The organism is Herminiimonas sp., from assembly GCF_030655415.1.
This window is the reverse complement of the sequence record NZ_JAURVN010000004.1, coordinates 362,177-385,214: the sequence shown is the minus strand read 5'-3', so window position 1 is coordinate 385,214 and position 23,038 is coordinate 362,177. Positions and strand designations below refer to the sequence as shown.

General features: G+C 51.7%; 16 protein-coding genes. 7 read left to right on the top strand and 9 right to left on the bottom strand.

Annotated elements, in window-relative coordinates; genetic code table 11:
• Nucleotides 1-68 precede the first annotated feature (68 nt).
• The 3 genes from hrpA (at nt 69) to dcd (ending at nt 5,159) form a co-directional block, all read left to right on the top strand.
• Nucleotides 69-4,133 (top strand): ATP-dependent RNA helicase HrpA, encoded by a 4,065-nt coding sequence (gene hrpA, locus Q7T66_RS04385; protein WP_370691614.1) that lies wholly within the window; start codon nt 69-71, stop codon nt 4,131-4,133.
• Nucleotides 4,134-4,174: 41 nt separating this feature from the next.
• A complete protein-coding gene (locus Q7T66_RS04380) occupies nt 4,175-4,480 on the top strand; it encodes a hypothetical protein (protein ID WP_304932078.1) in 306 nt (101 codons plus the stop codon).
• 112 nt (nt 4,481-4,592) lie between these two features.
• A complete protein-coding gene (dcd, locus tag Q7T66_RS04375; protein ID WP_304782515.1) occupies nt 4,593-5,159 on the top strand; it encodes a dCTP deaminase in 567 nt (188 codons plus the stop codon).
• Between the two features lie 171 nt (nt 5,160-5,330).
• Here dcd and Q7T66_RS04370 read toward each other — a convergent pair whose 3' ends face one another.
• The gene (locus Q7T66_RS04370) at nt 5,331-6,245 is read right to left on the bottom strand and encodes a GGDEF domain-containing protein (protein ID WP_304932077.1); all 915 of its coding nucleotides are present in this window, start codon (nt 6,243-6,245) and stop codon (nt 5,331-5,333) included.
• 396 nt (nt 6,246-6,641) lie between these two features.
• Between Q7T66_RS04370 and Q7T66_RS04365 the strand changes: the two genes are divergently transcribed.
• Both Q7T66_RS04365 and Q7T66_RS04360 read left to right on the top strand, forming a co-directional pair.
• Complete coding sequence (locus Q7T66_RS04365; protein WP_304932076.1) at nt 6,642-9,512, top strand: HD domain-containing phosphohydrolase; 2,871 nt, start codon at nt 6,642-6,644, stop codon at nt 9,510-9,512.
• Nucleotides 9,513-9,715: 203 nt separating this feature from the next.
• Nucleotides 9,716-10,399 (top strand): type 1 glutamine amidotransferase domain-containing protein, encoded by a 684-nt coding sequence (locus Q7T66_RS04360; RefSeq protein WP_304932075.1) that lies wholly within the window; start codon nt 9,716-9,718, stop codon nt 10,397-10,399.
• Between the two features lie 52 nt (nt 10,400-10,451).
• On the opposite strand, the gene Q7T66_RS04355 is transcribed toward Q7T66_RS04360, so the two are convergent.
• From Q7T66_RS04355 to Q7T66_RS04330, 6 genes are all read right to left on the bottom strand, one after another.
• Nucleotides 10,452-10,907 carry a PliI family lysozyme inhibitor of I-type lysozyme gene (locus tag Q7T66_RS04355; protein WP_304932074.1) on the bottom strand — a complete coding sequence of 152 codons (456 nt, stop codon included), beginning with the start codon at nt 10,905-10,907 and terminating at the stop codon, nt 10,452-10,454.
• A 35-nt stretch (nt 10,908-10,942) separates the two neighbouring features.
• Complete coding sequence (locus Q7T66_RS04350) at nt 10,943-12,475, bottom strand: cryptochrome/photolyase family protein (protein WP_304932073.1); 1,533 nt, start codon at nt 12,473-12,475, stop codon at nt 10,943-10,945.
• 28 nt (nt 12,476-12,503) lie between these two features.
• Complete coding sequence (locus tag Q7T66_RS04345; protein WP_304932072.1) at nt 12,504-14,759, bottom strand: arginine/lysine/ornithine decarboxylase; 2,256 nt, start codon at nt 14,757-14,759, stop codon at nt 12,504-12,506.
• A 219-nt stretch (nt 14,760-14,978) separates the two neighbouring features.
• Nucleotides 14,979-15,467 (bottom strand): dihydrofolate reductase, encoded by a 489-nt coding sequence (locus Q7T66_RS04340; RefSeq protein ID WP_304932071.1) that lies wholly within the window; start codon nt 15,465-15,467, stop codon nt 14,979-14,981.
• 15 nt (nt 15,468-15,482) lie between these two features.
• On the bottom strand, nt 15,483-16,457 hold the full coding sequence (locus tag Q7T66_RS04335; RefSeq protein ID WP_304932070.1) for a thymidylate synthase: 975 nt from the start codon (nt 16,455-16,457) through the stop codon (nt 15,483-15,485).
• A 116-nt stretch (nt 16,458-16,573) separates the two neighbouring features.
• The gene (locus Q7T66_RS04330; protein ID WP_304932069.1) at nt 16,574-18,361 is read right to left on the bottom strand and encodes an ABC transporter transmembrane domain-containing protein; all 1,788 of its coding nucleotides are present in this window, start codon (nt 18,359-18,361) and stop codon (nt 16,574-16,576) included.
• A gap of 445 nt (nt 18,362-18,806) precedes the next feature.
• On the opposite strand from Q7T66_RS04330, the gene egtD reads away from it, so the two are divergent.
• Both egtD and egtB read left to right on the top strand, forming a co-directional pair.
• Nucleotides 18,807-19,769: an L-histidine N(alpha)-methyltransferase gene (gene egtD / locus Q7T66_RS04325; protein WP_304932068.1), complete on the top strand. Its 963-nt coding sequence runs from the start codon at nt 18,807-18,809 to the stop codon at nt 19,767-19,769.
• Between the two features lie 76 nt (nt 19,770-19,845).
• Nucleotides 19,846-21,093, top strand: coding sequence for an ergothioneine biosynthesis protein EgtB (gene egtB, locus Q7T66_RS04320; RefSeq protein ID WP_304932067.1), 1,248 nt, complete (start codon nt 19,846-19,848; stop codon nt 21,091-21,093).
• An 83-nt stretch (nt 21,094-21,176) separates the two neighbouring features.
• On the opposite strand, the gene leuA is transcribed toward egtB, so the two are convergent.
• Together leuA and Q7T66_RS04310 are read right to left on the bottom strand one after the other, a co-directional pair.
• Nucleotides 21,177-22,835, bottom strand: a complete 1,659-nt coding sequence (gene leuA / locus Q7T66_RS04315) for a 2-isopropylmalate synthase (protein ID WP_304932066.1) — start codon at nt 22,833-22,835, stop codon at nt 21,177-21,179.
• A 27-nt stretch (nt 22,836-22,862) separates the two neighbouring features.
• Complete coding sequence (locus Q7T66_RS04310; protein ID WP_304932065.1) at nt 22,863-23,021, bottom strand: hypothetical protein; 159 nt, start codon at nt 23,019-23,021, stop codon at nt 22,863-22,865.
• Nucleotides 23,022-23,038: the final 17 nt, after the last annotated feature.

Below are 23,038 nucleotides of genomic sequence, written 5' to 3'. Positions count from 1 at the left end.
TAGCAACGCCTATCGATTGCGCGATGCAAGACCGAAATACGACACTGCTCTGTATAATTCCGCACTACATGTCCGCTCCAGAATCCACCCCAAAAAATCCTGCAAGTGTGCAGAAGACGCAGAATATGCAGAATCGTCCCGCTGCTGCCGGTAATCGCCCTGCGCGCGATGCGTCCGCTGCCGCGCAGGACAAATCGAAGCTGCCGCTGCGTAATCCGCTGCCCGTTATTACCTTTCCTGAAGAGTTACCGGTTTCCGGCCGACGCGACGATATTGCGCAAGCGATTCAGGCGAATCAAGTCATCATCGTCAGTGGCGAAACCGGCTCCGGTAAAACCACGCAGTTGCCGAAAATCTGCCTGGAACTTGGGCGCGGGCTGAAAGGCTTGATCGGTCACACGCAACCACGCCGTATCGCCGCGTCATCGACCGCCAAGCGAATCGCGCAAGAAATCGGCTCGCCGCTTGGTGAACACGTCGGTTTCAAGGTGCGCTTCAACGACACGCTGACCAAGGGCGCGTGGATCAAGCTGATGACGGACGGTATTTTGCTGGCCGAAACGCAGACCGATCCTCTGCTGCGCCAGTACGACACCATCATCATCGATGAGGCGCATGAGCGCAGCCTGAACATCGACTTTCTGCTGGGTTACCTGAAGCAGTTATTACCCAAGCGTCCCGACCTCAAAGTCATCATCACGTCGGCGACTATCGACGCCGATCGTTTCGCGCGTCACTTTGGCAATAATGGAAAACTCGCGCCGGTGATTGAAGTATCCGGCCGCATGTATCCGGTTGAAGTACGCTATCGCCCAGTTGAGGCTTTTGATAAAAATGCCGCGAGCCCGAATCCAAACGCAACTTCCGATGCGGGCCAGGCACGACGCTCCGCACTGGCAGCGAAGGAACGTGGTCAGCGTGATTTGATGGATGCGGTGGTCGATGCCGTCGATGAACTGGCGCGCATAGGTTCTGGTGATGTGCTGGTCTTCTTGCCGGGTGAACGCGAGATTCGCGATGCTGCGGAAGCGCTACGCAAACATCATCCACCGCATGTAGAAATCCTGCCGCTGTTCGCACGATTGTCGGTTCAAGAGCAGGAACGCGTATTCAAGGTTTCCAACGCGCGCCGCATCGTGCTCGCCACCAACGTTGCGGAAACTTCGTTGACCGTGCCCGGCATTCGCTATGTCGTCGATGCCGGTTTAGCCCGCGTCAAGCGCTACAGCTATCGCAACAAGGTTGAACAATTGCAGATCGAGCCGATCGCACAATCGGCAGCGAATCAGCGCGCCGGTCGTTGCGGTCGCGTCTCTGCGGGTGTCTGTATTCGCCTGTATGACGAGCAGGATTATTTGCTGCGGCCGAAATTCACTGAGCCAGAGATTTTGCGTTCGTCATTGGCATCCGTCATCTTGCGGATGAAGTCTTTGCATCTGGCCGATGTCGAAACCTTCCCGTTTATCGAGCCGCCATTAGGTCGTGCGATTGCCGATGGTTATCAATTGCTGCAAGAGTTGGGCGCAGTCGATGACGAAAATAATCTGACCAAACTCGGTCGCGAGTTGGCGCGTTTGCCGCTGGACCCGCGAGTAGGCCGGATGATCCTCGCTGCCAAAGACAACGTTTGCCTGACTGAAGTATTGATCATCGCCGCTGCGTTGTCGGTACAAGATCCACGTGACCGACCGATGGAAGCGCAAACTGCAGCAGATAACGCGCACAAGAAATTCGCGGATGAAAAATCAGAATTCCAGAGTTATCTCAAAATCTGGAAATGGTTTGAAGATGCGATTGCTCACAAAAAATCGAATCGCTTGTTGCAGGAAGAATGCCGCGCCAATTTCCTCTCGCAATTACGTTTGCGCGAATGGCGCGACGTACATTCGCAATTGCTGACCATCGTGCGCGAGCAAGGCTGGCGTTTGAATGAAGCGCCAGCGACGTATGAACAATTACACACTGCGCTGCTGACTGGTTTGCTGGGCAACATCGGCTTCAAGTCGGAAGAAGAACAGCACTACATAGGTGCACGCGCCATCAAGTTTCACATTTGGCCCGGCTCGCAATTGATCAAGAAAGCCGGCAAGTGGATCATGGCCGCCGAGCTGGTCGACACGACACGTTTGTACGCGCGCTGTATCGCGCAAATTCAGCCGGAATGGCTGGAGCGTGTCGCCGGCCATTTGCTGAAAAAATCCTATGGCGAACCGCGCTGGGAAAAACGCACGGCGCAGGTGTCAGCTTACGAGCGGGCGACTTTGTATGGTTTGGTAGTCTACAGCCAGCGCCGCATTCAATATGGCTTGATCAATCCATCCGATGCGCGCGAGATCTTTATTCGTGATGCTTTAGTCGGTGCTGACTTCGATACGCGTGCGCCGTTCTTCGCGCACAACAACAAGCTGATACGCGAGATTGAAAACCTCGAACATAAATCGCGTCGCCTTGATGTGTTGGTTGATGATGAATTGATTGCCGCGTTCTACGACAAGATCATTCCGGCCGATATTCACAACGGCATCACATTTGAGAAATGGCACAAAGAAGCGACCGCCAAAGAGCCGAAGCTGCTGTATCTGAATCGCGATGATTTGATGCGGCACGAAGCAGCTGGCGTGACGACCGAGTTATTCCCGAAGATGATGAACGTTGCAGGTGTCGAGATGCTGCTGTCGTATCACTTCGAACCCGGCACGCCGCGTGATGGTGTGACACTAACTATTCCGCTGTACGCGCTGAATCAGGTTTCTGCAGATCGTTGCGAGTGGCTGGTGCCCGGCATGCTGAAGGAAAAAGTTCATCTGCTGATCAAGTCCTTGCCGCAAAAATTGCGCAGACATTGCGTGCCGTTACCGGATTACGCAGCGGGCTTTTGCGATCGTGTGCAGACTGCGCATGCATTTGGCAAAGGCAGTCTGCTGGATGCGGTGATTGCGGATGTGCGTGAACAAACCGGTATCGCCACCAAAACCACCGACTACAAACTCGAAACCTTGTCCTCGCATCAGTTCATGAACTTCAAGATGATTGATGAGCATGGTCGCCAGTTGGAGATGGGCCGCAATCTTGGCAGTTTACGTTCAGAATTCGGCGGGCAGGCGCGAGAAAGTTTTCAACGTATTGCAGAGCAAACCGCAATGCCGCTGACAGCGGGTTTGGTTGGGCAATCGACTGGCGGCGGTAAAACCGTTTCTGCCATAGGTAAAACGCAAGCGTCTAGTCAAAGTGCTACGGCAAAGTCAGGCGCTGCTCCTCAAGTTGCGGGCAAAGCCGTCAACGTCACGACGCATCAGAACCTGACGGGCTGGACCTTTGGTGAATTGCCGGAACTGCTGGAAATCCAGCAAGGCAAGCAAACTTTGATCGGCTTTCCGGCATTGGTGGATAAGGTCACGCATTGCGATCTGGAAGTCTTCGATGACCCTGCGGAAGCAGCGCGCGTTCATCGCATAGGCTTGCGTCGTCTGTTGGCTTTGCAGTTGAAAGAGCAGCTCAAGTATTTGGAAAAAAATATCCCCGGCTTGCAGCAAATGGGCATGCAATTCATGGCACTTGGTTCTCAAGAGGAATTGCGCGACCAGATTATTCATGCAGGATTAGAGCGCGCCTGTTTGCAAGAACCGTTGCCGAAGAATGCAGAAGAATTTAATGCGCGCAAGGACGAAGGCAAGTCGCGATTGGGTTTGCTGATCAACGAGATTGCACGCCTGACTGGATTGATCCTGACTGAATATCACGCCTTGCCGAAGAAACTGCAAACCGTGAAAGCCCAGGCTCAAGCCGTGACTGACATCCAAACACAATTACAAGGCTTGGTCAGCAAGCGCTTCATCGCCGAGAACGATTACATCAACCTCACGCACTTCCCGCGTTATCTGAAAGCGATCAACGTCCGCATCGATAAATTGCGCGCCGATCCAGTGCGAGACACGCGCTCAATGACTGAATGGCAGCAAGTCGCTGCGCCATGGCAACGCGCATTGAAAGATAGACATGGCGATCCAAAGATGACGGAGTTTCGCTGGTTGCTGGAAGAGCTACGCGTGTCGCTGTATGCACAGGAATTGCGTACGCCTATGCCGGTGTCGGCGAAGCGCTTACAGAAGGTTTGGGAAACGATGCAGCGCTAGGCGTTTCGTGGCCATATCAACCGTCGTGAAAAGGGAATCAAGTGAAGATTCGTTTATCGGTTTTAGGATTGCTGTTCGGCACATGCCTGCCTGTATTGGCAGCGTCACCTTTTTCTGCTGATGTCACAAAATTTGTAGAACAGCGCGATGGTTGTGATCACTTTCGAGGCGAATATCCTTATGACGAAGAGCGAGCTCAGTTTCTGCAGAAAAATCTTAAAGAGTTATGTACAGGCACAGACAAGAAGCTCGCACAGTTGAAGGAAAAGTATAAAACTCGCTCTGACATCATCAACAAGTTAAACGACTATGAGCCGCAGATCGAAACAGGCCGCAAAAATCCCTAGAGAAAATCTTCCATAGCTTGACCTCTCGATTATCTGCGACCAATCGAATTAGCCATTATTTCGCGTAAAATTGCCGGAATTTCCCGATAACACTCTCTTAAATTCAAAGAATATGACCATCAAATCTGACAAATGGATACGCCGCATGGCGGCAGAAACCGGCATGATCGAACCGTTCGAGCCGGGTCAGGTTCGTGAAGCGAACGGACAGAAAATCGTTTCTTACGGCACCTCGTCGTACGGCTACGATATTCGTTGCGCGAATGAATTCAAGATTTTCACCAATATCAACAGCACCATCGTCGATCCGAAAAACTTCGATGAAAATTCATTCGTCGATGTTAAAAGCGACGTTTGCATCATCCCGCCAAACTCGTTCGCACTTGCACGCACGATCGAATACTTCCGCATTCCGCGCAATGTATTGACGATCTGCCTCGGCAAATCAACCTACGCGCGTTGCGGCATCATCGTCAACGTCACGCCATTCGAACCAGAATGGGAAGGCTATGTGACGCTGGAGTTCTCGAATACGACACCGTTGCCAGCAAAGATTTACGCAGGCGAAGGTTGTGCCCAAGTGCTGTTCTTTGAAAGCGATGAAGTCTGCGAAGTGTCGTATAAGGATAGAGGCGGCAAATATCAAGGTCAGCACGGGGTGACTTTGCCTAAGGCTTGATTCGGTATTTTCAGGGATTCAAATGTGGCCAGACTAGCGTCTGGCCATTTTTTTGTGGCCAATATTGTGTTGAAACATGATTGCGATGGATTGCAGCAGATAGCTTGGGCTAGTACTTGATCAGCACAACATTCAGCGCAGGTATGTCTAGAAAAACAGGACGTACGGCGACTAAGTTTTTTCTAATGGTGTGAGCTCACTGATGCGCGTACGACCAGCGTCTTTTGCCTGATATAACTTTTCATCAGCACGACGCATTACTGCCTCCACAGATGTGTCACCGCTCAAAATTTCACTCAGCCCACCACTGATCTTGATGCCGTTAGCAAAACCTATTGCAGCGGTTGTTTTCTCGATACTGGTACTTAATCGCTGGATGATGCTGAGAGCCTGATTTTGGTCCGTATGCGGCATGACGATTACAAACTCATCACCGCCAAATCGCGCTGCCATGTCGGGCGCGCGCAATTCTGTTATGCAGGATTGTGCGATTGCTTGTAGTGCTTGATCGCCCATCAGATGCCCGTACTGGTCGTTTATTTTTTTGAAATCGTTGATGTCGAAAATAAAAACAGCTGTAGGAATTGCGTAGCGGTTGAACAGCTCGTACTGGTCCTCCAGCATTGCTAGAAGTTTTCGGCGATTGAACAAGTTTGTTAGCGGATCGCGCTCACTCAGTGAACGGAGTTGCGTTTCGAGCTCATGACGTTCGGTGATATTGCTGGCGACCCAAAGGACGGCATCTTCCCCTAGCACCTGAAAATTGAGTGCCTGCACACGTCCCTCAAACCAGATGACGTTTGATGGTCCATCTTCCAGTCCTTTGACATCACTTCCTGCAAGCTCGTATTCAACAATATGGAGTTGATGTGATGAGAGTGCTTTTTCGATTTCTTTCGCAAACCACATCGCTTTTTCAGCATGCAATACGTCGTGCAGCGATTTGCCAATCAAGCCGCTGCCATCGTGGTAATAACGCAAATCACTGCCGCCGAAGATGGCCGCATAACAACCACTGCGAGTGAGGATAAAAGCGGGATCGGGAAGTGCGGCGAGGATGTCCGCTATCTGTTTTTCTGAAAACATGGCAATTCAATTTTTTAATTAATTTTGATTAGCTTAACCTAGCATCAGGGAAAAAATTTCTTTTTGACATGAAAAAAAGCATGGATTTATTCTGTAGGGAGCCCGTCAGATCTTGTCCATGACAGTCGGATCGTATGGGGTAACGAGTTATCAGCTCAACATTCAAACTCAGATTTATAACGTAAGCTGGTTGTGAGCCGTTCCCGTCGCATGCTTGAATCGCATATGCCCATATTGTAAAAATCATTGCCAAAATTCATGTTTTTTAATTGGAGCATTTAACAAATTTGTAGCAGAATAAGCATCACTTGATTCCCTGATAACCTCAAGACGGGTAGGTGCTTCATGAAGTTCAAGTTTCCTCTGCACATACACCTATCCACTCTCTTTATAGTGATGACGCTCGTCATCAGCGGGGTGATTGCCGGTGTTGGTTATCAAATGTCTTACGACATGCTGGAAACCTCGGCGCAGGATCTTACCCAGCGCGCCAGCCGCGAAATTGCCGGCGAGATCAAGGGCATACTCGTGCCAGCTGATACAACCGTCGAGCTGTTGAGTTATCACCGCCTTACCTTTGCCGATTCGTTGCAGGAACGCCTCACCAGCTTTAACGTCTTGCAACCGGCCTTGAGCAATGCCTCGGGCATGACGTCTATTTTTATCGGTTATGAATCTGGCGATTACTTCTTTTTGCATCGCCTGGATAGCGAAGAAGAGCGCATCAAATATCACGCTCCCGCAGGTAGTCGCTATCAACTCCGCAGCATTGAACACAGCTATGGAGCGGTAGAAGCGAAGTACATCTATCTGGATGCGGCGATGGAGATTTTGATCGAAGAAACGCATCCGGAATACGCGACAGCGTTTGATCCACGTCAGCGTAGCTGGTACCAGAATGCAATTGTGGCGACAGGCACGATTACGACCAAGCCTTATCTTTTCTTTTCGGTCGGCAAAGTCGGTTTGACGATTGCCAAACGTGCACAAAATGGTCATGCGGTTATTGCAGCGGATATTCCACTCTCGGCTTTGGGTGCGGCTTTGCAAAGGCAGAAGGTCACGCCATCCAGCCAGCTCGCCTTGGTGAGCCGCGATGGCTATGTGGTCGCGCATGAGGATTTGAAACGCCTGATCGCAACGCCAGCGACGCAAGATTCTCCTCCTGCGCTGAAGAATTTGAATGACTTCGGCATCCCTGCATTGGAAGGCCTAGCCAGTTCGATTACAAAGAATATGGCTCCTGAGGGCATTTCAAAAACAGTGGAACTTGATGGTGAGGATTGGCGTGTTTCTGTGTTACCGATTGAGCTGGAGGGTTCAGAGCCTTTGTATTTGATGACGGCGATTCCTAAGATTGAGTTATTCGCGACTGCGCTCAAGATTCGCTCGACATCGATACTGATTACCTTGCTGGTCATCCTGATCGCGGTACCGATCATCTGGTTCATCTCACGCGCTATTTCCAAATCACTGCGTACGCTTGCCAACGAAGCGGAGGCGATACGTCATTTCGAATTCGATCAGCCCATCACTTTGCGTTCCAATATCGCCGAAGTGAATTCGCTGGCGACAACCATGGATGTGATGAAGAGCACGATACGCAAGTTCATGGACATCACCCATGCAGTGGCGGCCGAGACAGATTTTGAAAAGCTCTTGCCCATGCTCCTGAACGAAACCATTGTTGCCGGCGAGGCGCAGTCGGGCGCGCTGTATTTGCTTGAGGGCGACCAGCTACTGCCATTCACTGCAGAGTCCAGCATGGGGGAAGAGGTCAGTCGCAGTTTGCACCCACTGAGTATGGATAAGTTGCCGACGCTGTTGCGCACTGCTTTGGACAAACAGCAGGCGCAGGACGCAATGATGAGTGCGGATGAAATCGAAACCACTGGATTGCGCGCGCTTTGCGAGAAAAAAGATGCAGCGTGGATGATCGCCGTGCCGCTGTTTAATCGTCAGCATGAATTGCTGGGGTTGATGCTGCTGAAGCGAAAAACACGCATCGATGGTGCGCAACTGGCCTTCGTCGGTGCCTTGTCAGATTCCGCCAGCAGCTCGATGGAAACACGCGGCTTGATCCGTGAGCAGAAAGCCTTGTTTGAGGCTTTTATCCAATTGATCGCAGGCGCAATCGATGCCAAGAGCGCTTACACAGGGGGCCATTGCGCACGCGTACCGGAGTTGACCAAGATGTTGGCGCGCGCAGCATGTGTGCAAGAGAGCGGGCCTTACGCCGATTTTGATTTAAGTAAAGATGAGTGGGAGGCGGTGCACGTCGCCGCGTGGTTGCATGATTGCGGCAAGGTCACAACGCCGGAATACGTGGTCGATAAAGCCACCAAGCTGGAAACCATTTACGACCGCATTCATGAAGTACGCATGCGATTTGAAGTCATCAAACGCGATGCAGAAATCAATTGCCTGAGACAGATTGCGGCAGGTGAAGACGCACAAATCGCGCACGAAAAACTGGCAGAGCAACTGCTTGATTTGGATAACGACTTCGCATTTGTTGCGACGTGCAATGAAGGTGGTGAATTCATGGCGCCGGAAAAAGTAGAGCGCCTGAAGAAGATTGCGGCGAGAACCTGGTTGCGTACATTGAATGATGACATCGGAATTTCGCATGAAGAAAAACAGCGCAAGTCCGGCGCGCCAACTGCCACATTACCCGTCACAGAATCCTTGTTGGCTGACAAGCCTGAGCATTTGTTTGAACGCCGCGCGCAAGACAAAATTGCACCGGATAACAAATGGGGCTTTCGCGTCAAAGTGCCTGAGCTACTCTATAACCGCGGTGAGATTTATAACCTGTCTGTTAGTCGCGGAACCTTGTCTGAAGAAGAACGTTACAAGATCAATGAACACATGATCCAGACCATCATCATGCTGTCGCAATTGCCTTTCCCGCGTCATCTACGTCATGTGCCGGAGATCGCAGGTGGTCATCATGAAAAAATGGATGGCACCGGTTATCCGAAAATGCTGAAGCGTGAAGAGATGAGTCCAGTCGCACGCATGATGGCCATCGCCGATATCTTCGAAGCGCTGACTGCAGCAGATCGTCCATACAAAAAAGGGAAGACTCTTTCTGAGGCATTGAAAATCATGTCCTTCATGCGCAAAGATCAGCACATCGATGCAGAACTCTTTGAGCTATTTTTGCGGTCGGGCGTTTATATGGAATACGCGCAATCGTATATGGCGCCTGAGCAGATCGATCAAGTGGATATCGAGGCTTACCTGGAAAAACCGGCAGCCTGAGACTTGCCTTGCGTCTAGAAGATTCATCAGCGTCTTTTAAATTATGAGTCGAGAATAGGCTCTCAATTTTTATTTGATTGAACGATAGACGGCATCGTCGAGTCCGATAGTAGTAAGCAAAACATTAACTGTTTATTCCCTGACTGTTCCTCGCATAAATTTCTGCTGAACCATGTTGTTCGGTAGCTAATCTGGAGTGCTCCATGAAAATCCTTCTCGTTCTAACTTCACACGACCGCCTCGGCGACACCGGCAAGAAAACCGGCTTCTGGCTGGAAGAATTCACCACGCCTTACTATGTACTCAAGGATGGTGGCGCAGAAGTGGTACTGGCATCGCCAAACGGTGGCCAGCCGCCACTCGACCCGAAGAGTGATGAGCCGGATTCGCAGACCGAAAGTACCGAACGTTTCGCCGCTGATGTCGCTGCCAAAAAGCAACTTGCCAGCACGCAAAAGTTATTGGACATCAAAGCCGAAGATTTCGACGGCGTGTTTTACCCGGGCGGTCATGGTCCGATGTGGGATATGCCTAATAATCCGACATCCATCGCTTTGCTGGAATCCTTTGTACGCGCTGGGAAACCGGTTGCAGCGGTATGTCATGCGCCAGCAGCTTTGGTAAATATTCGCGAGACAAATGGCGACTATTTAGTAAAAGGTCGCAAGGTAACTGGTTTTTCGAATACGGAAGAGGATGCGGTCGGACTCAGAGATGTCGTGCCCTTTCTGCTGGAAGATAAGCTCAAGGAACGTGGCGGTATTTACAGCAAGGGTGCGGATTGGGGCGCGTATGCCTTGATCGATGGCAAATTGATTACCGGACAAAATCCAGCATCGTCGCAACTGGTCGCAGAGAAGTTGTTGGAGCAGCTAAAAAAATCTTGAGCAGTGCAGGGTGGAAGGCATCGCGCTTTCCACCAGTTTTAATAGCGCAGACTCAACGTCCGCTATTCAATTTATTCTTCAATGCCTTGATTGCATCTTTCTTCGCATCTAACCCGGTTATCGACGTCAGCAATTGCACAGACTTTTGTCGCACACGAAATGCATCCACCGTGACGAAGGAGCCGCTACCTGTGTAGCGCGTGATGACGATAATTTCCGGCTTGCCGTCATGTGTTAGATCTGCGAATTTGATTTCTACGAGCGTACCGTTGCGCGGCCGAACAAGGCCGGTGATGAATTGATCGTAGGGATAGGCGGGATCGTTTTTCGCATAGAGCTGCAAGCTGTAGCTGCCAGCGCTGCGTGGTTCCAGAATGCCTTCTTCAGCAACGACCGTTATGCCGTGCGGCATGGTGGCACTGATAGTTCTATCGTTGTCGGCGGCGATGGCGTTCTGTGTGATGCCAGCGATGACGAGGCTGCATAAGAGTAGAGCAAGTTTATTCATGGGTGACTTTTTTACCTTGGGTGAAGTGCTGTGGATCACAGTTCATTCAGCCTTTGACGGCTATCGTTTGCTTTGAGGCGTAATGCACTCACTACTTCGGGATCCATTTTTTCAAGCTGGCGGTACACCATGCCTAGGCGATGGTTGCTACCCAAGGTTTCTTTATTACGTGCAAAGAAATCCCAGTACAGCGCGTTGAAGGGACAAGCCTTGTTGCCTTCGCGCAGTTTTTTGTCGTAGTGACAGCCTTTGCAATAATCGCTCATGCGATTGATGTAAGCGGCGCTTGAGACATACGGTTTGGTCGCCATCGCGCCGCCATCGGCGAACTGGCTCATGCCCAGCGTATTTGGTAATTCAACCCATTCGAAGGCGTCGATATAAACACCCAGATACCAACGATGCACGGCAACTGGATCGAGACCAGCGAGTAATGAAAAATTACCGATAATCATCAGTCGCTGGATGTGATGCGCGTGTGCGTGTTCCAGTGAATCGCCAATCGCGTGCGCCAGGCAACGCATCTTCGTATTGCCGTCCCAGAACCAGGATGGTAGAGGGATATCGTGAACGAATGCGTTCTGCTGGTCGTAGCCCGGCATATTTGCCCAATACACACCGCGCACATATTCGCGCCAGCCGAGAATTTGTCGAATAAAGCCTTCGACTGCAGCCAGTGGTGCACGGCCTTCGCGATAAGCGGTTTCTGCGTGGGCCACGACTTCACGCGGATTGATCATCTTGGTGTTGAGCGCGAACGACAACAGGCTGTGAAACAGGCGCCTGGCCTTGGTACTCATTGCATCCTGAAAATCGCCGAAATGCGGTAGTGCTTCGCTTATGAAATCGTCCAGCTGTTCTAAAGCTTCAGCACGATTCAGCGACCAGCCGATATGATTGGCAGACGGTTTTCCAAAGCTGTCGACGCCGGCTGCGACTATGGTTTGCCATAACGCTGAATGATCGTGAAAGGTGCGTGCATCAGCAGGTTCACGCGGCAAACCATTCCATGCTTTGCGATTGTCTTCATCGAAGTTCCACTTTGCACCAACCGGCGCGCGCGGGCCATTCATCAGCACGTCATGCTTGACGCGCATCTGTCGATAGAAGTGTTCCATCAACCATTGTTTACGGTCTTTGAAAATCTCTGCGGCTTCGTTACGCGAGGTATAAAAATGCTCGGTATCGACCATGCGCGCAGCTATCTTCAGTCCGGCAATGTAAGTCGCCAGTTGCTGATCGAGTCGCCATTCATCGGGCGTTTGATATTCGAACGCACGGGCATCGTGCTTGACGAATAAGCTATCGAGATTTTTAGTTAAGGAAGGAAGATTGTCGGGGTCGTCGATCGCCATATAATCTACGCGATGACCTGCAATACGGAGCTGCTCGGCAAGGTCGCGCATGGCAGCAAAAATCGCGATGATTTTCTGTGCGTGGTGCAGCACGTAATCTGTTTCCTGTCGCACTTCCATGAACAGGTAAACAACGTCATCACGCCTGCTGGCGAACCAACTATGTTGCGGATTGAGTTGATCGCCGAGGATTAGTCTGCAAAGAGTTTGCATCGAATGCTCGGCGATTTTTCAGTAGAGTTTATTGGCGTACGCAGTCGACGAAATATCCGCGCTTGCCATCGACTTCACGCGTCACCAGACCGTGGACATCGGTTTCGAAGCCAGGGAATTTTTCGTTGAAGTCACGTGCAAAACGCAGGTAGTCGACGATGGTTTTGTTGAAGCGTTCACCCGGGATCAGCAATGGAATACCCGGTGGATATGGCGTCAACAGGATCGATGTTACACGGCCTTCGAGTTCGTCAATCGGTACCCGATCGATTTCTCTATGCGCCATTTTGGCGAACGCATCTGACGGTTTCATTGCTGGCTGCATGTCTGACAAATACATCTCTGTCGTCAAACGTGCGACGTCGTAGGCTTTGTAGAAATCATGAATCTGCTGACACAAGTCGCGCAGACCGACGCGTTCATAGCGTGGGTTCGCTGCAGCGAATTCCGGCAGGATGCGCCACATCGGTTGGTTCTTGTCGTAATCGTCCTTGAACTGTTGCAACGCGGTCAGCAGCGTGTTCCAGCGACCTTTGGTGATGCCGATCGTGAACATGATGAAGAACGAATACAGGCCGCATTTTTCAATGATGACACCGTGCTCAGCCAAATATTTGGTGACGATCGATGCTGGAATACCTGACTCGCCAAACTTGCCGTCCAGCGACAAGCCTGGATTGACGATGGTTGCCTTGATCGGATCGAGCATGTTGAAGCCCGGAGCCAGATCGCCGAAGCCGTGCCATGTATCTTCGGCGCGGATCATCCAGTCGTCTTGCGTGCCTATGCCTTCTTCGCTGAAGGTGTCCGGTCCCCACACTTTAAACCACCAGTCTGCGTGACCCCATTCGGCTTCGATTTTGCGCATCGCGCGACGGAAGTCGAGTGCTTCAAAAATACTTTCTTCTACCAGTGCGGTGCCACCCGGCGCTTCCATCATCGCAGCCGCGACGTCGCACGACGCGATGATCGAATACTGCGGCGAAGTCGAGGTGTGCATCAAATACGCTTCATTGAAGGCGTCTTGATCGAGTTTTACGCTTTCTGATTCGCGCACAAGAATTTGCGACGCCTGTGACAGGCCGGCCAGCAATTTGTGTGTCGATTGCGTTGAGAAAATCATCGACTCTTTGGCGCGCGGACGGTCTTTGCCGATCGCGTGCATGTTTTTGTAGAAGTCGTGAAAGGTCGCGTGCGGCAACCATGCTTCATCGAAATGCAAGGTATCGATTTCGCCGTCCAGCATGTCTTTCAATGTTTCGACGTTATAGATCACGCCATCGTAAGTCGATTGCGTGATGGTCAGGATGCGTGGCTTCTTGTTGACGGCTTCGCGTGCAAAAGGATTGGCTTCGATCTTTTTGCGTATGTTTTCCATCGTGAATTCCGACAATGGAATCGGGCCGATGATGCCGAGGTGATTACGCGTCGGCATCAGGAACACCGGAATCGCGCCGCACATGATGATCGAATGCAGAATCGATTTGTGGCAGTTGCGATCAACGACGACGATGTCGCCAGGTGCAACGGTCGAGTGCCAAACCATCTTGTTCGAAGTCGAGGTACCGTTCGTCACAAAGTAGCAATGATCGGCATTGAAAATGCGCGCGGCATTGCGTTCTGATGCAGCGACCGGGCCGGTGTGATCGAGCAACTGGCCGAGTTCTTCCACTGCGTTGCAGACGTCGGCGCGCAACATGTTTTCACCAAAGAATTGGTGGAACATTTGGCCGATAGGTGATTTCAAAAATGCGACGCCGCCCGAGTGGCCAGGGCAGTGCCACGAGTACGAACCATCTTGCGCGTAATGCACCAGCGCGCGGAAGAATGGTGGCGACAAGCCATCCATGTACGACTTCGCTTCGCGAATGATGTGGCGTGCGACGAATTCTGGTGTGTCTTCAAACATGTGAATGAAGCCGTGCAGTTCACGCAGGATGTCATTTGGAATGTGGCGCGAAGTACGCGTTTCGCCATACAGATAAATCGGGATATCGGCATTCTTGTGGCGAATTTCTTCAACGAATGCGCGCAACGATTTCAGTGCGTAATCGGTTTCTTCAAACGAGCCGGCGCCGAATTCTTCATCATCGATAGACAGGATGAAAGCGGACGCGCGCGATTGCTGCTGCGCGAATTGCGAGAGGTCGCCATAACTGGTGACGCCCAGCACTTCCATGCCTTCTTTTTCCATCGCATCGGCTAGCGCGCGTATGCCAAGGCCCGAGGTGTTTTCGGAACGAAAATCTTCATCAATGATGACGATGGGAAAACGAAATTTCATGCAGTCTCCAAGACGACGGAAGTGGACCCCATTGGGACCCTAATAAGGAAAGCGAATTTTCGCAGATATATACAGAATTTGGGGAGAAAAAAGCCGCGGATCGTGTGATCTGCGGCCTCTTGTTACCAGAGTGATACGACAGTCATACTGCTTAATACTCGCTAGTGTCGCGCGTGAGCGTGACGGCGGTATGACAAAAACTTTGGTTCAGCCTCAGTTCTAGGCAATACGGTCATAGGTAATGTAGGCGTAATCGAAATCGTTCGCCTCGGAATGATGTTCCTCACGCGCTACTTCTTGCCATTGCTTGAGGTCAATCGCCGGGAAAAATGCGTCGCAGTCGAAGCTTTTCCCTATCTTGGTCACGATCAAGCGGTCGGTTGCAGCCAGCGTGTCGGCGTAAATTTGCGCGCCGCCAATAATGAAGGCTTGCTGGTCGCCGATCAGTTCTTTGGCGGCAGCGATAGAAGTCACTGCTTCCACACCAGCGTGTTGCCAGTCTGGATTGCGGGTGATGACGATATTGCGGCGATTCGGCAACGGCCGTCCAATGGAATCAAAGGTCTTGCGACCCATGATGATGGTATGGCCGGACGTAGTGCGCTTGAAGTGCGCCAGATCTTCCGGCAAATGCCAGGGCAGAGTGTTGTTGATGCCGATGCCGTTATTGGTATCAGTGGCGACGACGATGGTCAGGTGTGCAGGCATGAATAGTGATCTAAATTAAACCGCCATCGGTGCGCTGATAGGCGCGTGATGTTCGTAGTTTTCCAGGCTGAAATCGCTGGGTTCCAACTTCTCCAGCCATTCGGGTTCGTATTTGCCGGTGACGGCGTAATCCGGGATGCGATCCGACAGCACGAACTTAGGTGCCGCGTACGGTTCGCGCGTCATTTGCTCGTTCAGCATATCCAGATGGTTTTCATAGATATGTGCATCACCGATAAAGTAGGTAAACCACTTCGGTTTGTAACCGGTCAGGCGTCCGACCACGTGCAACAGGGCAGCTGCTTCGGCCAGATTGAACGGTGTGCCGAGGCCGAGATCATTGCTGCGGATATACAGGCACAGCGAAATCTCTTTGGTCGTCGCATTCGGGATGAACTGATACAGCAAGTGACAAGCCGGCAGTGCGATCGCATCAAGATCGGCGCAATTCCAGCCGTGGAACAGGATGCGGCGGCTGCCTGGATTGTTGATGATGGTATCCAGGCAATCACGCAACTGGTCGATCGCCTTGTACATCAAGACCTTGTCGACGCCTTCGTCAGTGACTGCCGAGATCAGGCGAAAACCGCGTTTTTGCGCATCCTTGATTTGATCTTTGTTGTCGGCATCCAGCAATTTGTAGGCTGGCCATTCGCGCCATTGCACGCCATACACCGGGCCCAAATCGTCTTCACCGAGGCGATACGGATTTGCCAGCCACTCAGCGTTTTCATTCGCATTTTGATCCCAGACCTTGCAACCCAGCGCGCGGAATTCGGCTGCGCTGCGGGTCGCGCGCAAAAAACCGATCAACTCGCCGATGACGGATTTGAATGCGAGGCGTTTGGTAGTAATCGCCGGGAAGCCGTCTTTTTGCAGATCGAAACGCAACATCGCACCGGGAATGCTAATGGTGCGAATGCCGGTGCGATTTTCCTGCCAGGTTCCGGAATCAAGCACGGTCCGCACCAGGTCAAGATATTGTTTCATGCATAGTCCGTTTGTGATTTTGATGGGTGGCGGAATACAGGGATTGCTGTATTCCGCGGGAAAGCGCTATTTTAACTGAACAGGCGGGCAGGCAAGTCGCACCGCCAAGTTCATGCTCAATGCTGGCCGAACTGCAGGGCGGCGAGGCTGGCGTACAAACCGCTGGCCGCAACCAGCGACGCATGTGTGCCGGTTTCTACGATGTGGCCGTGTTCCATCACGATGATGCGGTCAGCACGTTGTACCGTCGCCAGTCTGTGGGCAATAACCAGCGTGGTACGGCCTACCATCGCGGCTTCCAGCGCACTTTGCACCAGACGTTCTGATTCGGCATCTAGCGCGCTGGTGGCTTCATCGAGCAAAAGCAAAGGTGGATTTTTCAATAAGGCGCGCGCGATGGCGATGCGCTGGCGCAGACCGCCGGACAGACGCACGCCGCGTTCACCGAGGAAGGATTGATAGCCTTCCGGCAGACGTTCTATGAATTCATGCGCTGCTGCCAGTTTGGCGACGGCGATGACTTCTTCATCGGTTGCATCGGGACGGCCGTAGCGGATGTTTTCCATCGCGTTGGCAGAAAAAATCACGGTGTCTTGCGGCACGATGCCTATGGTGTTGCGCAAGTCGTGCAAATCAAGTTTGCGAATATCGACACCGTCGAGTTCGATCACGCCTTCTTGCGGATCGTAAAAGCGCAACAGCAATTGGAACAGCGAAGTTTTACCAGCGCCTGACGGGCCGACCACGGCGACTGTTTCGCCAGCTTTGATGGCGACCGACAAATTAGATAGGGCGGGCGTCAATGGACGCGACGGGTAGTGGAAAGTCACCAGATCCAATGCCAGTGCAGCGCCATTGGCGCGACGCGGTGGTAATGCGATCGGTGTGGTTGGCGATGAGATAGGCGATTGCACCGCCAATAATTCCAGCAGGCGCTCGGTTGCGCCGGCCGCGCGCTGCGCATCGCCCAGCACTTCGGACAAAGCGCCAATCGCACCAGCCACTATCGCCGAATACAAAATGAACTGGCCAAGTTCTCCACCGCTCATGGTGCCGTTGATCACTGCATGCGCACCCAGCCACAAGACGAAAACGATGGCCCCAAAAATCAGCAGAATCGCGATCATCGTCAACATCGAACGTGCGCGTATGCGCTGCATCGCAGTCTTGAATGCTTCTTCTACAGTTTTGCCGAAACGGCTCGCTTCGATTTTTTCATGTGTGAATGCCTGCACGGTTGGCATCGCATTCAGGATTTCCCCTGCCAGCGCGGATGAATCAGCAACGCGATCTTGAGAGTCGCGCGACAGCGTGCGCACGCGACGGCCGAAACAGACGATAGGCAAGACCGTAGCGATCAACATCACCAGAATGATGGACGACAGTTTGATACTGGTCACAAACAGCATTACCAGGCCGCCCATGAATAACAGCGCATTGCGTAGCGCCATCGATATGCTGGTGCCGATCAGGGTTTGAATCAGCGTCGTGTCGGTAGTGATGCGCGACAGGACTTCGCCGCTTTGCGTGGTTTCAAAAAATTGCGGGCTTTGTGTGACGACATGCGAATAGACCGCGCCGCGGACATCGGCCGTGACACGTTCGCCCAGCCACGACACCATATAAAAGCGCGCTGCTGTAGCCACTGCCAAAACGCAAGCCACGCCGAACAATGCGATGAAGTAGGTATTGATGCTGGCCGTGTCATGGATGCCGTTGGCGCCGAAGCCAAGATCGATCATTTGGCGGAATGCATACGGGATCGCCAGTGTCGCGGCAGCGGCCACGATCAGTGCGATGCCTGCCAATCCAAACTGTTTTTTGTAAGGTAGTAAAAATGTCAGCAAACCGCGCAAGGTGGCGATACTGCCTTTTTGTAATTCTCTGGACGTCTGCGGAATCATGGGTTCACTAGCTTACTTAAAAATAGAGTGCGAAGGGAATGCGAATTCGTATGGATTGATACAAGTCAGGATAAAAAGTCCGTGTTCAAGATCATGAAGTGGTCACATTATGCGTGCAGGCTGTGCACGATAAGGTTGTCGTTCTGTTCTTGCCTGAATATGTTTATAGTCGGATATTCAATCGCGCACGTAGCTTAGCACTAGTCGCATCGCACCTTTTGTAAGTCTTGCCGGCAAGTGCTGTAGGAATGCCCTTGTTTCTGTAGCGTTCTGGCTGCTTTCGATGCCATATGGGGACGGTATGGCTGGGAACAAGCCTTGCTAGCTTGAGTTAAATTACGTGCTTGAATTTCGCCCTTTTTCTTCAGGAACGGATAAGCCCGAGCATAGTCTGACCAATACAGCCAACTCGACCATCCGCAAGACCACACTAGGAGCAGCCAGCTTGGCTCAATTTATTCAACTCGTAGAACAAGATAAAAAATCGATAGACGATGGACTATTGGCCGGTTTAACTGCGCCGCAAGCGAGTACCTCGCCCAAATATTTATACGATGCCTTGGGCTCCAAATTGTTTGAAGCGATTTGTGAACTGCCGGAATATTATCCGACTCGTACCGAAGCGGGAATTTTCGCCAAGCATGCGCAAGAGATGGCGCAAGCGATAGGCGTTGGAACTACGCTGATTGACCTTGGTGCCGGTAATTGTGCAAAGGCGGCCAAATTGTTTCCTCACTTGCAGCCTGCGCAATATGTGCCTATTGATATCTCGGTTGAATTTTTACGCGATGCAGTGAGTCGATTGCAGCAACAATTTCCGGCCATCGACATGATCGGTGTCGGTATGGATTTCTCGATGGATCTGCAGTTGCCGGAAAGTGTGCGTAGCGAAAAGCGCCTGTTCTTTTATCCAGGCTCATCGATAGGTAACTTTGCACCAGACGAAGCACTGACATTTTTGCAGCAGATCAAGGCGGCATGCACGCAAGGCGGCGCGGCTGATGGTGGCTTGTTGATAGGCGTCGATCTGGTCAAGGAAAACTCAATACTCGATGCCGCGTATGATGATGCTCTGGGTGTCACGGCGTCCTTTAATCTGAATTTGTTGCTGCATTTAAATCGTTTATTGGATGCAGATTTTGACTTGCGTGAATGGCGGCATCGCGGATTTTTCAATGACAAATTGAGCCGCATTGAAATGCATCTTGAAGCAGCCTCAGATCAGACTGTACGTTGGCCTAACGGCGTGCGTCGCTTTGAGCACGGTGAGCGGATACATACCGAGAACAGCTATAAATACACGCATCAAAGTTTTATCAGTTTGCTGACAGAAGCCGGATTTGAAAAAGTGACGACCTGGACTGATCCGCAGCAGTGGTTCATGGTTTGTCATGCGCATGCAGCGTAAGTAGCTGGTTAAATGAGTGAAATTGAAACTGAAGTGTGAGCAATAAATACCTTGCCATCAACATTACGGATACATCATGAACGTACAGACAGAACATATTTACCTGAATGAACTGCATGATGGTTCGAATGAATTAGCGCTGCGCTATGACACTGTGCGCGCACGTTCAATCGCACTGGCAGAACCACTATCAGAAGAAGATTGTTGTGTGCAATCGATGCCGGATGCCAGCCCGGTCAAGTGGCATCTTGCGCATACCACCTGGTTTTTTGAAACCTTTATTCTCGAACGTTTTGATCCAAACTTTCAACCGCATCATCCAGCCTTCCGCGTTCTCTTCAATTCTTATTACAACGGCATCGGTGACAAACATGCGCGTGCGCAGCGCGGCTTGCTGACGCGCCCGCCATTTCCCGATGTGTTGAATTACAGGCGTGATGTCGATACGCGCGTGATGACTTTGTTGGTGAGCCCGCTTGCCGTCGATGCATATGTAGAACTGAGCAACTTGCTGGAGTTGGGTTTGCAGCACGAGCAGCAGCATCAGGAATTGATGATGACCGACGTCTTGCATCTGCTGTCATGTAATCCATTGAAGCCGGCGTATACGGAAGCGCTAGAGTTGGTTTCAAAACCGGCAGCAGAATTGCAATGGTTATCTTTAGAGGGCGGCGTCGTTCATATCGGGCACGACGAGCCAGGCTTTTGCTTCGATAACGAAATGCCGGTGCACAGACAGTTCTTGGAGCCGTATGCACTCGCATCACGTTTGGTCACGAATCGCGAATATCTGAATTTCGTAGAATCTGGGGCGTATGAAAATCCGGCCGTATGGTTATCGGAAGGGTGGGATTGGGTGCAGACTCAGCAATTGACGCATCCTTTGTATTGGCAAAAAAATGACGACGTGTGGCATGCGTTTTCCTTGCATGGCTTGCAGGCGCTGAATCTCGATGCGGCAGTGACGCAGATTTCCTATTTTGAAGCGGATGCTTATGCACGCTGGGTTGGTGCACGCTTGCCGACCGAGGCGGAGTGGGAGCATGCGGCAATGCTCGCGCTCTCTTCGGATGACGCACAAAAAGACGGCATGCAATTTTTCGGGCAATGCTGGCAATGGACGTCCAGCAGTTATTCAGCTTATCCCGGTTATGAAACTGCAGCCGGCGCCTTGGGTGAGTACAACGGCAAATTCATGTCCAACCAATATGTATTGCGCGGTTCGTCTTGCGTCACGCCGGATGGCCATAGTCGGGTTACGTATCGCAATTTTTTCCCGGCGACGGCTCGTTGGCAATTTTCCGGGATACGGTTGGCACGCTGAATTATCGTCCTAACTTCTATCACGCAAAAATACAAAAAGCCGCTGAAATATTCAGCGGCTTTTTAAATTGACGTCGAAAACGATCAGCTAGCCAAAGCGATATCGCGATTGACTGCGCTCAAGACAGCACGGAACGATGCAGTCACGATGTTGCCATCAATTCCGACGCCGAAGCGTGTAGCACCATTGTTCACGCGCAGTTCAACATAGCTTGCCGCGTTCGCGCTGGCGCCTGCACCGATTGCATGTTCATGGAAATCCATCAGCTTGATGTCCAGTCCCAAGGCATTGATGAAAGCATCGATAGGGCCATTGCCGGTACCCTGTACAGACATCGCTTTGCCGTCTTTTTCCAGATCGACTTTGATTTGCACTTCGCCACCTTTTGTATCGTCGATATGGTGCCCGCGATATTGATATGGCGTGATTGCGTTCAGATATTCACTGTTGAAGATTTTGTGGATATCGTTGGCTGCGACTTCGCCGCCAGTTTCATCGGTGATGCGTTGTACGGCGCGGCTGAATTCGATTTGCAAGCGACGCGGCAAGACGAGGCCGTATTCCTGTTCCAGCAAATACGTCATGCCGCCTTTGCCTGACTGACTATTGACGCGAATTACGGCGTCGTAGCTGCGGCCAAGATCGGCAGGATCAACGGGCATGTAAGGTACTTCCCAAATTGCATTCGGCTGCTGCTTCGCAAAACCTTTTTTGATCGCATCCTGATGCGAACCTGAGAACGCGGTGTAGACCAGATCGCCGACATACGGATGACGCGGATGCACCGGGATTTGATTGCATTCTTCCACGCACTGACGCACGGCATCGATGTCTGAAAAATTCAGACCTGGATTGATTCCTTGTGAATACAGATTGAGCGCAAGCGTTACCAGATCAACGTTGCCGGTGCGTTCGCCATTGCCGAACAAGCAGCCTTCCACGCGATCTGCACCAGCCATCACAGCCAGTTCAGCGGCCGCTACTGCGCAGCCTCTGTCATTGTGCGGATGCACGCTAATGAGGATGGAATCGCGACGCGCGAGATTACGATGCATCCATTCGACCTGATCTGCGTAGACATTCGGTGTGCTGGCTTCAACCGTGCCAGGTAAGTTGATAATCATCTTGCGCTCTGGTGTCGGTTGCCAGGCGTCGGATACAGCGTCGCAGATTTCTTTCGCGAATTCGAGTTCGGTCATGCTGAATGCTTCTGGCGAATACTGGAATACCCATTCCGTTTCCGGATGCGCATCGGTCAATTCGCGGACCAGTTTGGTGCCTGCGACCGCGAGGGCTTTCACTTCTTCCTTCGACATATTGAACACAATGCGGCGGAATGACGGTGCCGTGGCGTTATACATGTGGACGATGGCACGGCGTGAGCCAAGCACAGATTCAACGGTGCGACGAATCAGATCTTCGCGGGCTGGCGTCAGTACTTCGATGGTGACGTCGTCAGGAATGCGTTTCTCTTGGATCAATTTGCGCACGAAATCAAAATCGGTTTGCGATGCAGAAGGGAAGGCAACTTCAATTTCTTTCAGGCCGATGTTCAACAGCATGTCAAAGAAACGAAATTTCTTCTCGTGGTTCATCGGTTCGATCAGGGACTGATTGCCATCACGCAGATCGGTACTCATCCAGATCGGCGGCTTGCTGATGATCTGGTTCGGCCACGTGCGGTCGGTGAGACGGACTGGCGGAAATGCGCGGTATTTCTGTTCCGGGTTAGACAACATCATGATGTGTTTTCCTTGCTTTGCTAATTTTTAGAATTCGGGATATTCGGTGTGGCGACGGGCTACCTGACTTGCCACGCGACGCGAGGCCAGATAACCGATCGGTAGTAATAGCAAAGCACGCGCACAGGACATCACGGCGAAAAGAGCGCCAGCGATGAACGATGCAGGAAGAGCCTTGATAGTCATTTTTCGGGTGAAACCTT

Bases quoted from the DNA above. Each gene is read 5' to 3' on its own strand.
- hrpA (WP_370691614.1), top strand. From the start codon at position 69: ATGTCCGCTCCAGAATCCACCCCAAAAAATCCTGCAAGTGTGCAGAAG.
- dcd (WP_304782515.1), top strand. From the start codon at position 4,593: ATGACCATCAAATCTGACAAATGGATACGCCGCATGGCGGCAGAAACC.
- Q7T66_RS04370 (WP_304932077.1), bottom strand. From the start codon at position 6,245: ATGTTTTCAGAAAAACAGATAGCGGACATCCTCGCCGCACTTCCCGAT.
- Q7T66_RS04365 (WP_304932076.1), top strand. From the start codon at position 6,642: ATGACGCTCGTCATCAGCGGGGTGATTGCCGGTGTTGGTTATCAAATG.
- Q7T66_RS04360 (WP_304932075.1), top strand. From the start codon at position 9,716: ATGAAAATCCTTCTCGTTCTAACTTCACACGACCGCCTCGGCGACACC.
- Q7T66_RS04355 (WP_304932074.1), bottom strand. From the start codon at position 10,907: ATGAATAAACTTGCTCTACTCTTATGCAGCCTCGTCATCGCTGGCATC.
- Q7T66_RS04350 (WP_304932073.1), bottom strand. From the start codon at position 12,475: ATGCAAACTCTTTGCAGACTAATCCTCGGCGATCAACTCAATCCGCAA.
- Q7T66_RS04345 (WP_304932072.1), bottom strand. From the start codon at position 14,759: ATGAAATTTCGTTTTCCCATCGTCATCATTGATGAAGATTTTCGTTCC.
- Q7T66_RS04340 (WP_304932071.1), bottom strand. From the start codon at position 15,467: ATGCCTGCACACCTGACCATCGTCGTCGCCACTGATACCAATAACGGC.
- Q7T66_RS04335 (WP_304932070.1), bottom strand. From the start codon at position 16,457: ATGAAACAATATCTTGACCTGGTGCGGACCGTGCTTGATTCCGGAACC.
- Q7T66_RS04330 (WP_304932069.1), bottom strand. From the start codon at position 18,361: ATGATTCCGCAGACGTCCAGAGAATTACAAAAAGGCAGTATCGCCACC.
- egtB (WP_304932067.1), top strand. From the start codon at position 19,846: ATGAACGTACAGACAGAACATATTTACCTGAATGAACTGCATGATGGT.
- leuA (WP_304932066.1), bottom strand. From the start codon at position 22,835: ATGATGTTGTCTAACCCGGAACAGAAATACCGCGCATTTCCGCCAGTC.
- Q7T66_RS04310 (WP_304932065.1), bottom strand. From the start codon at position 23,021: ATGACTATCAAGGCTCTTCCTGCATCGTTCATCGCTGGCGCTCTTTTC.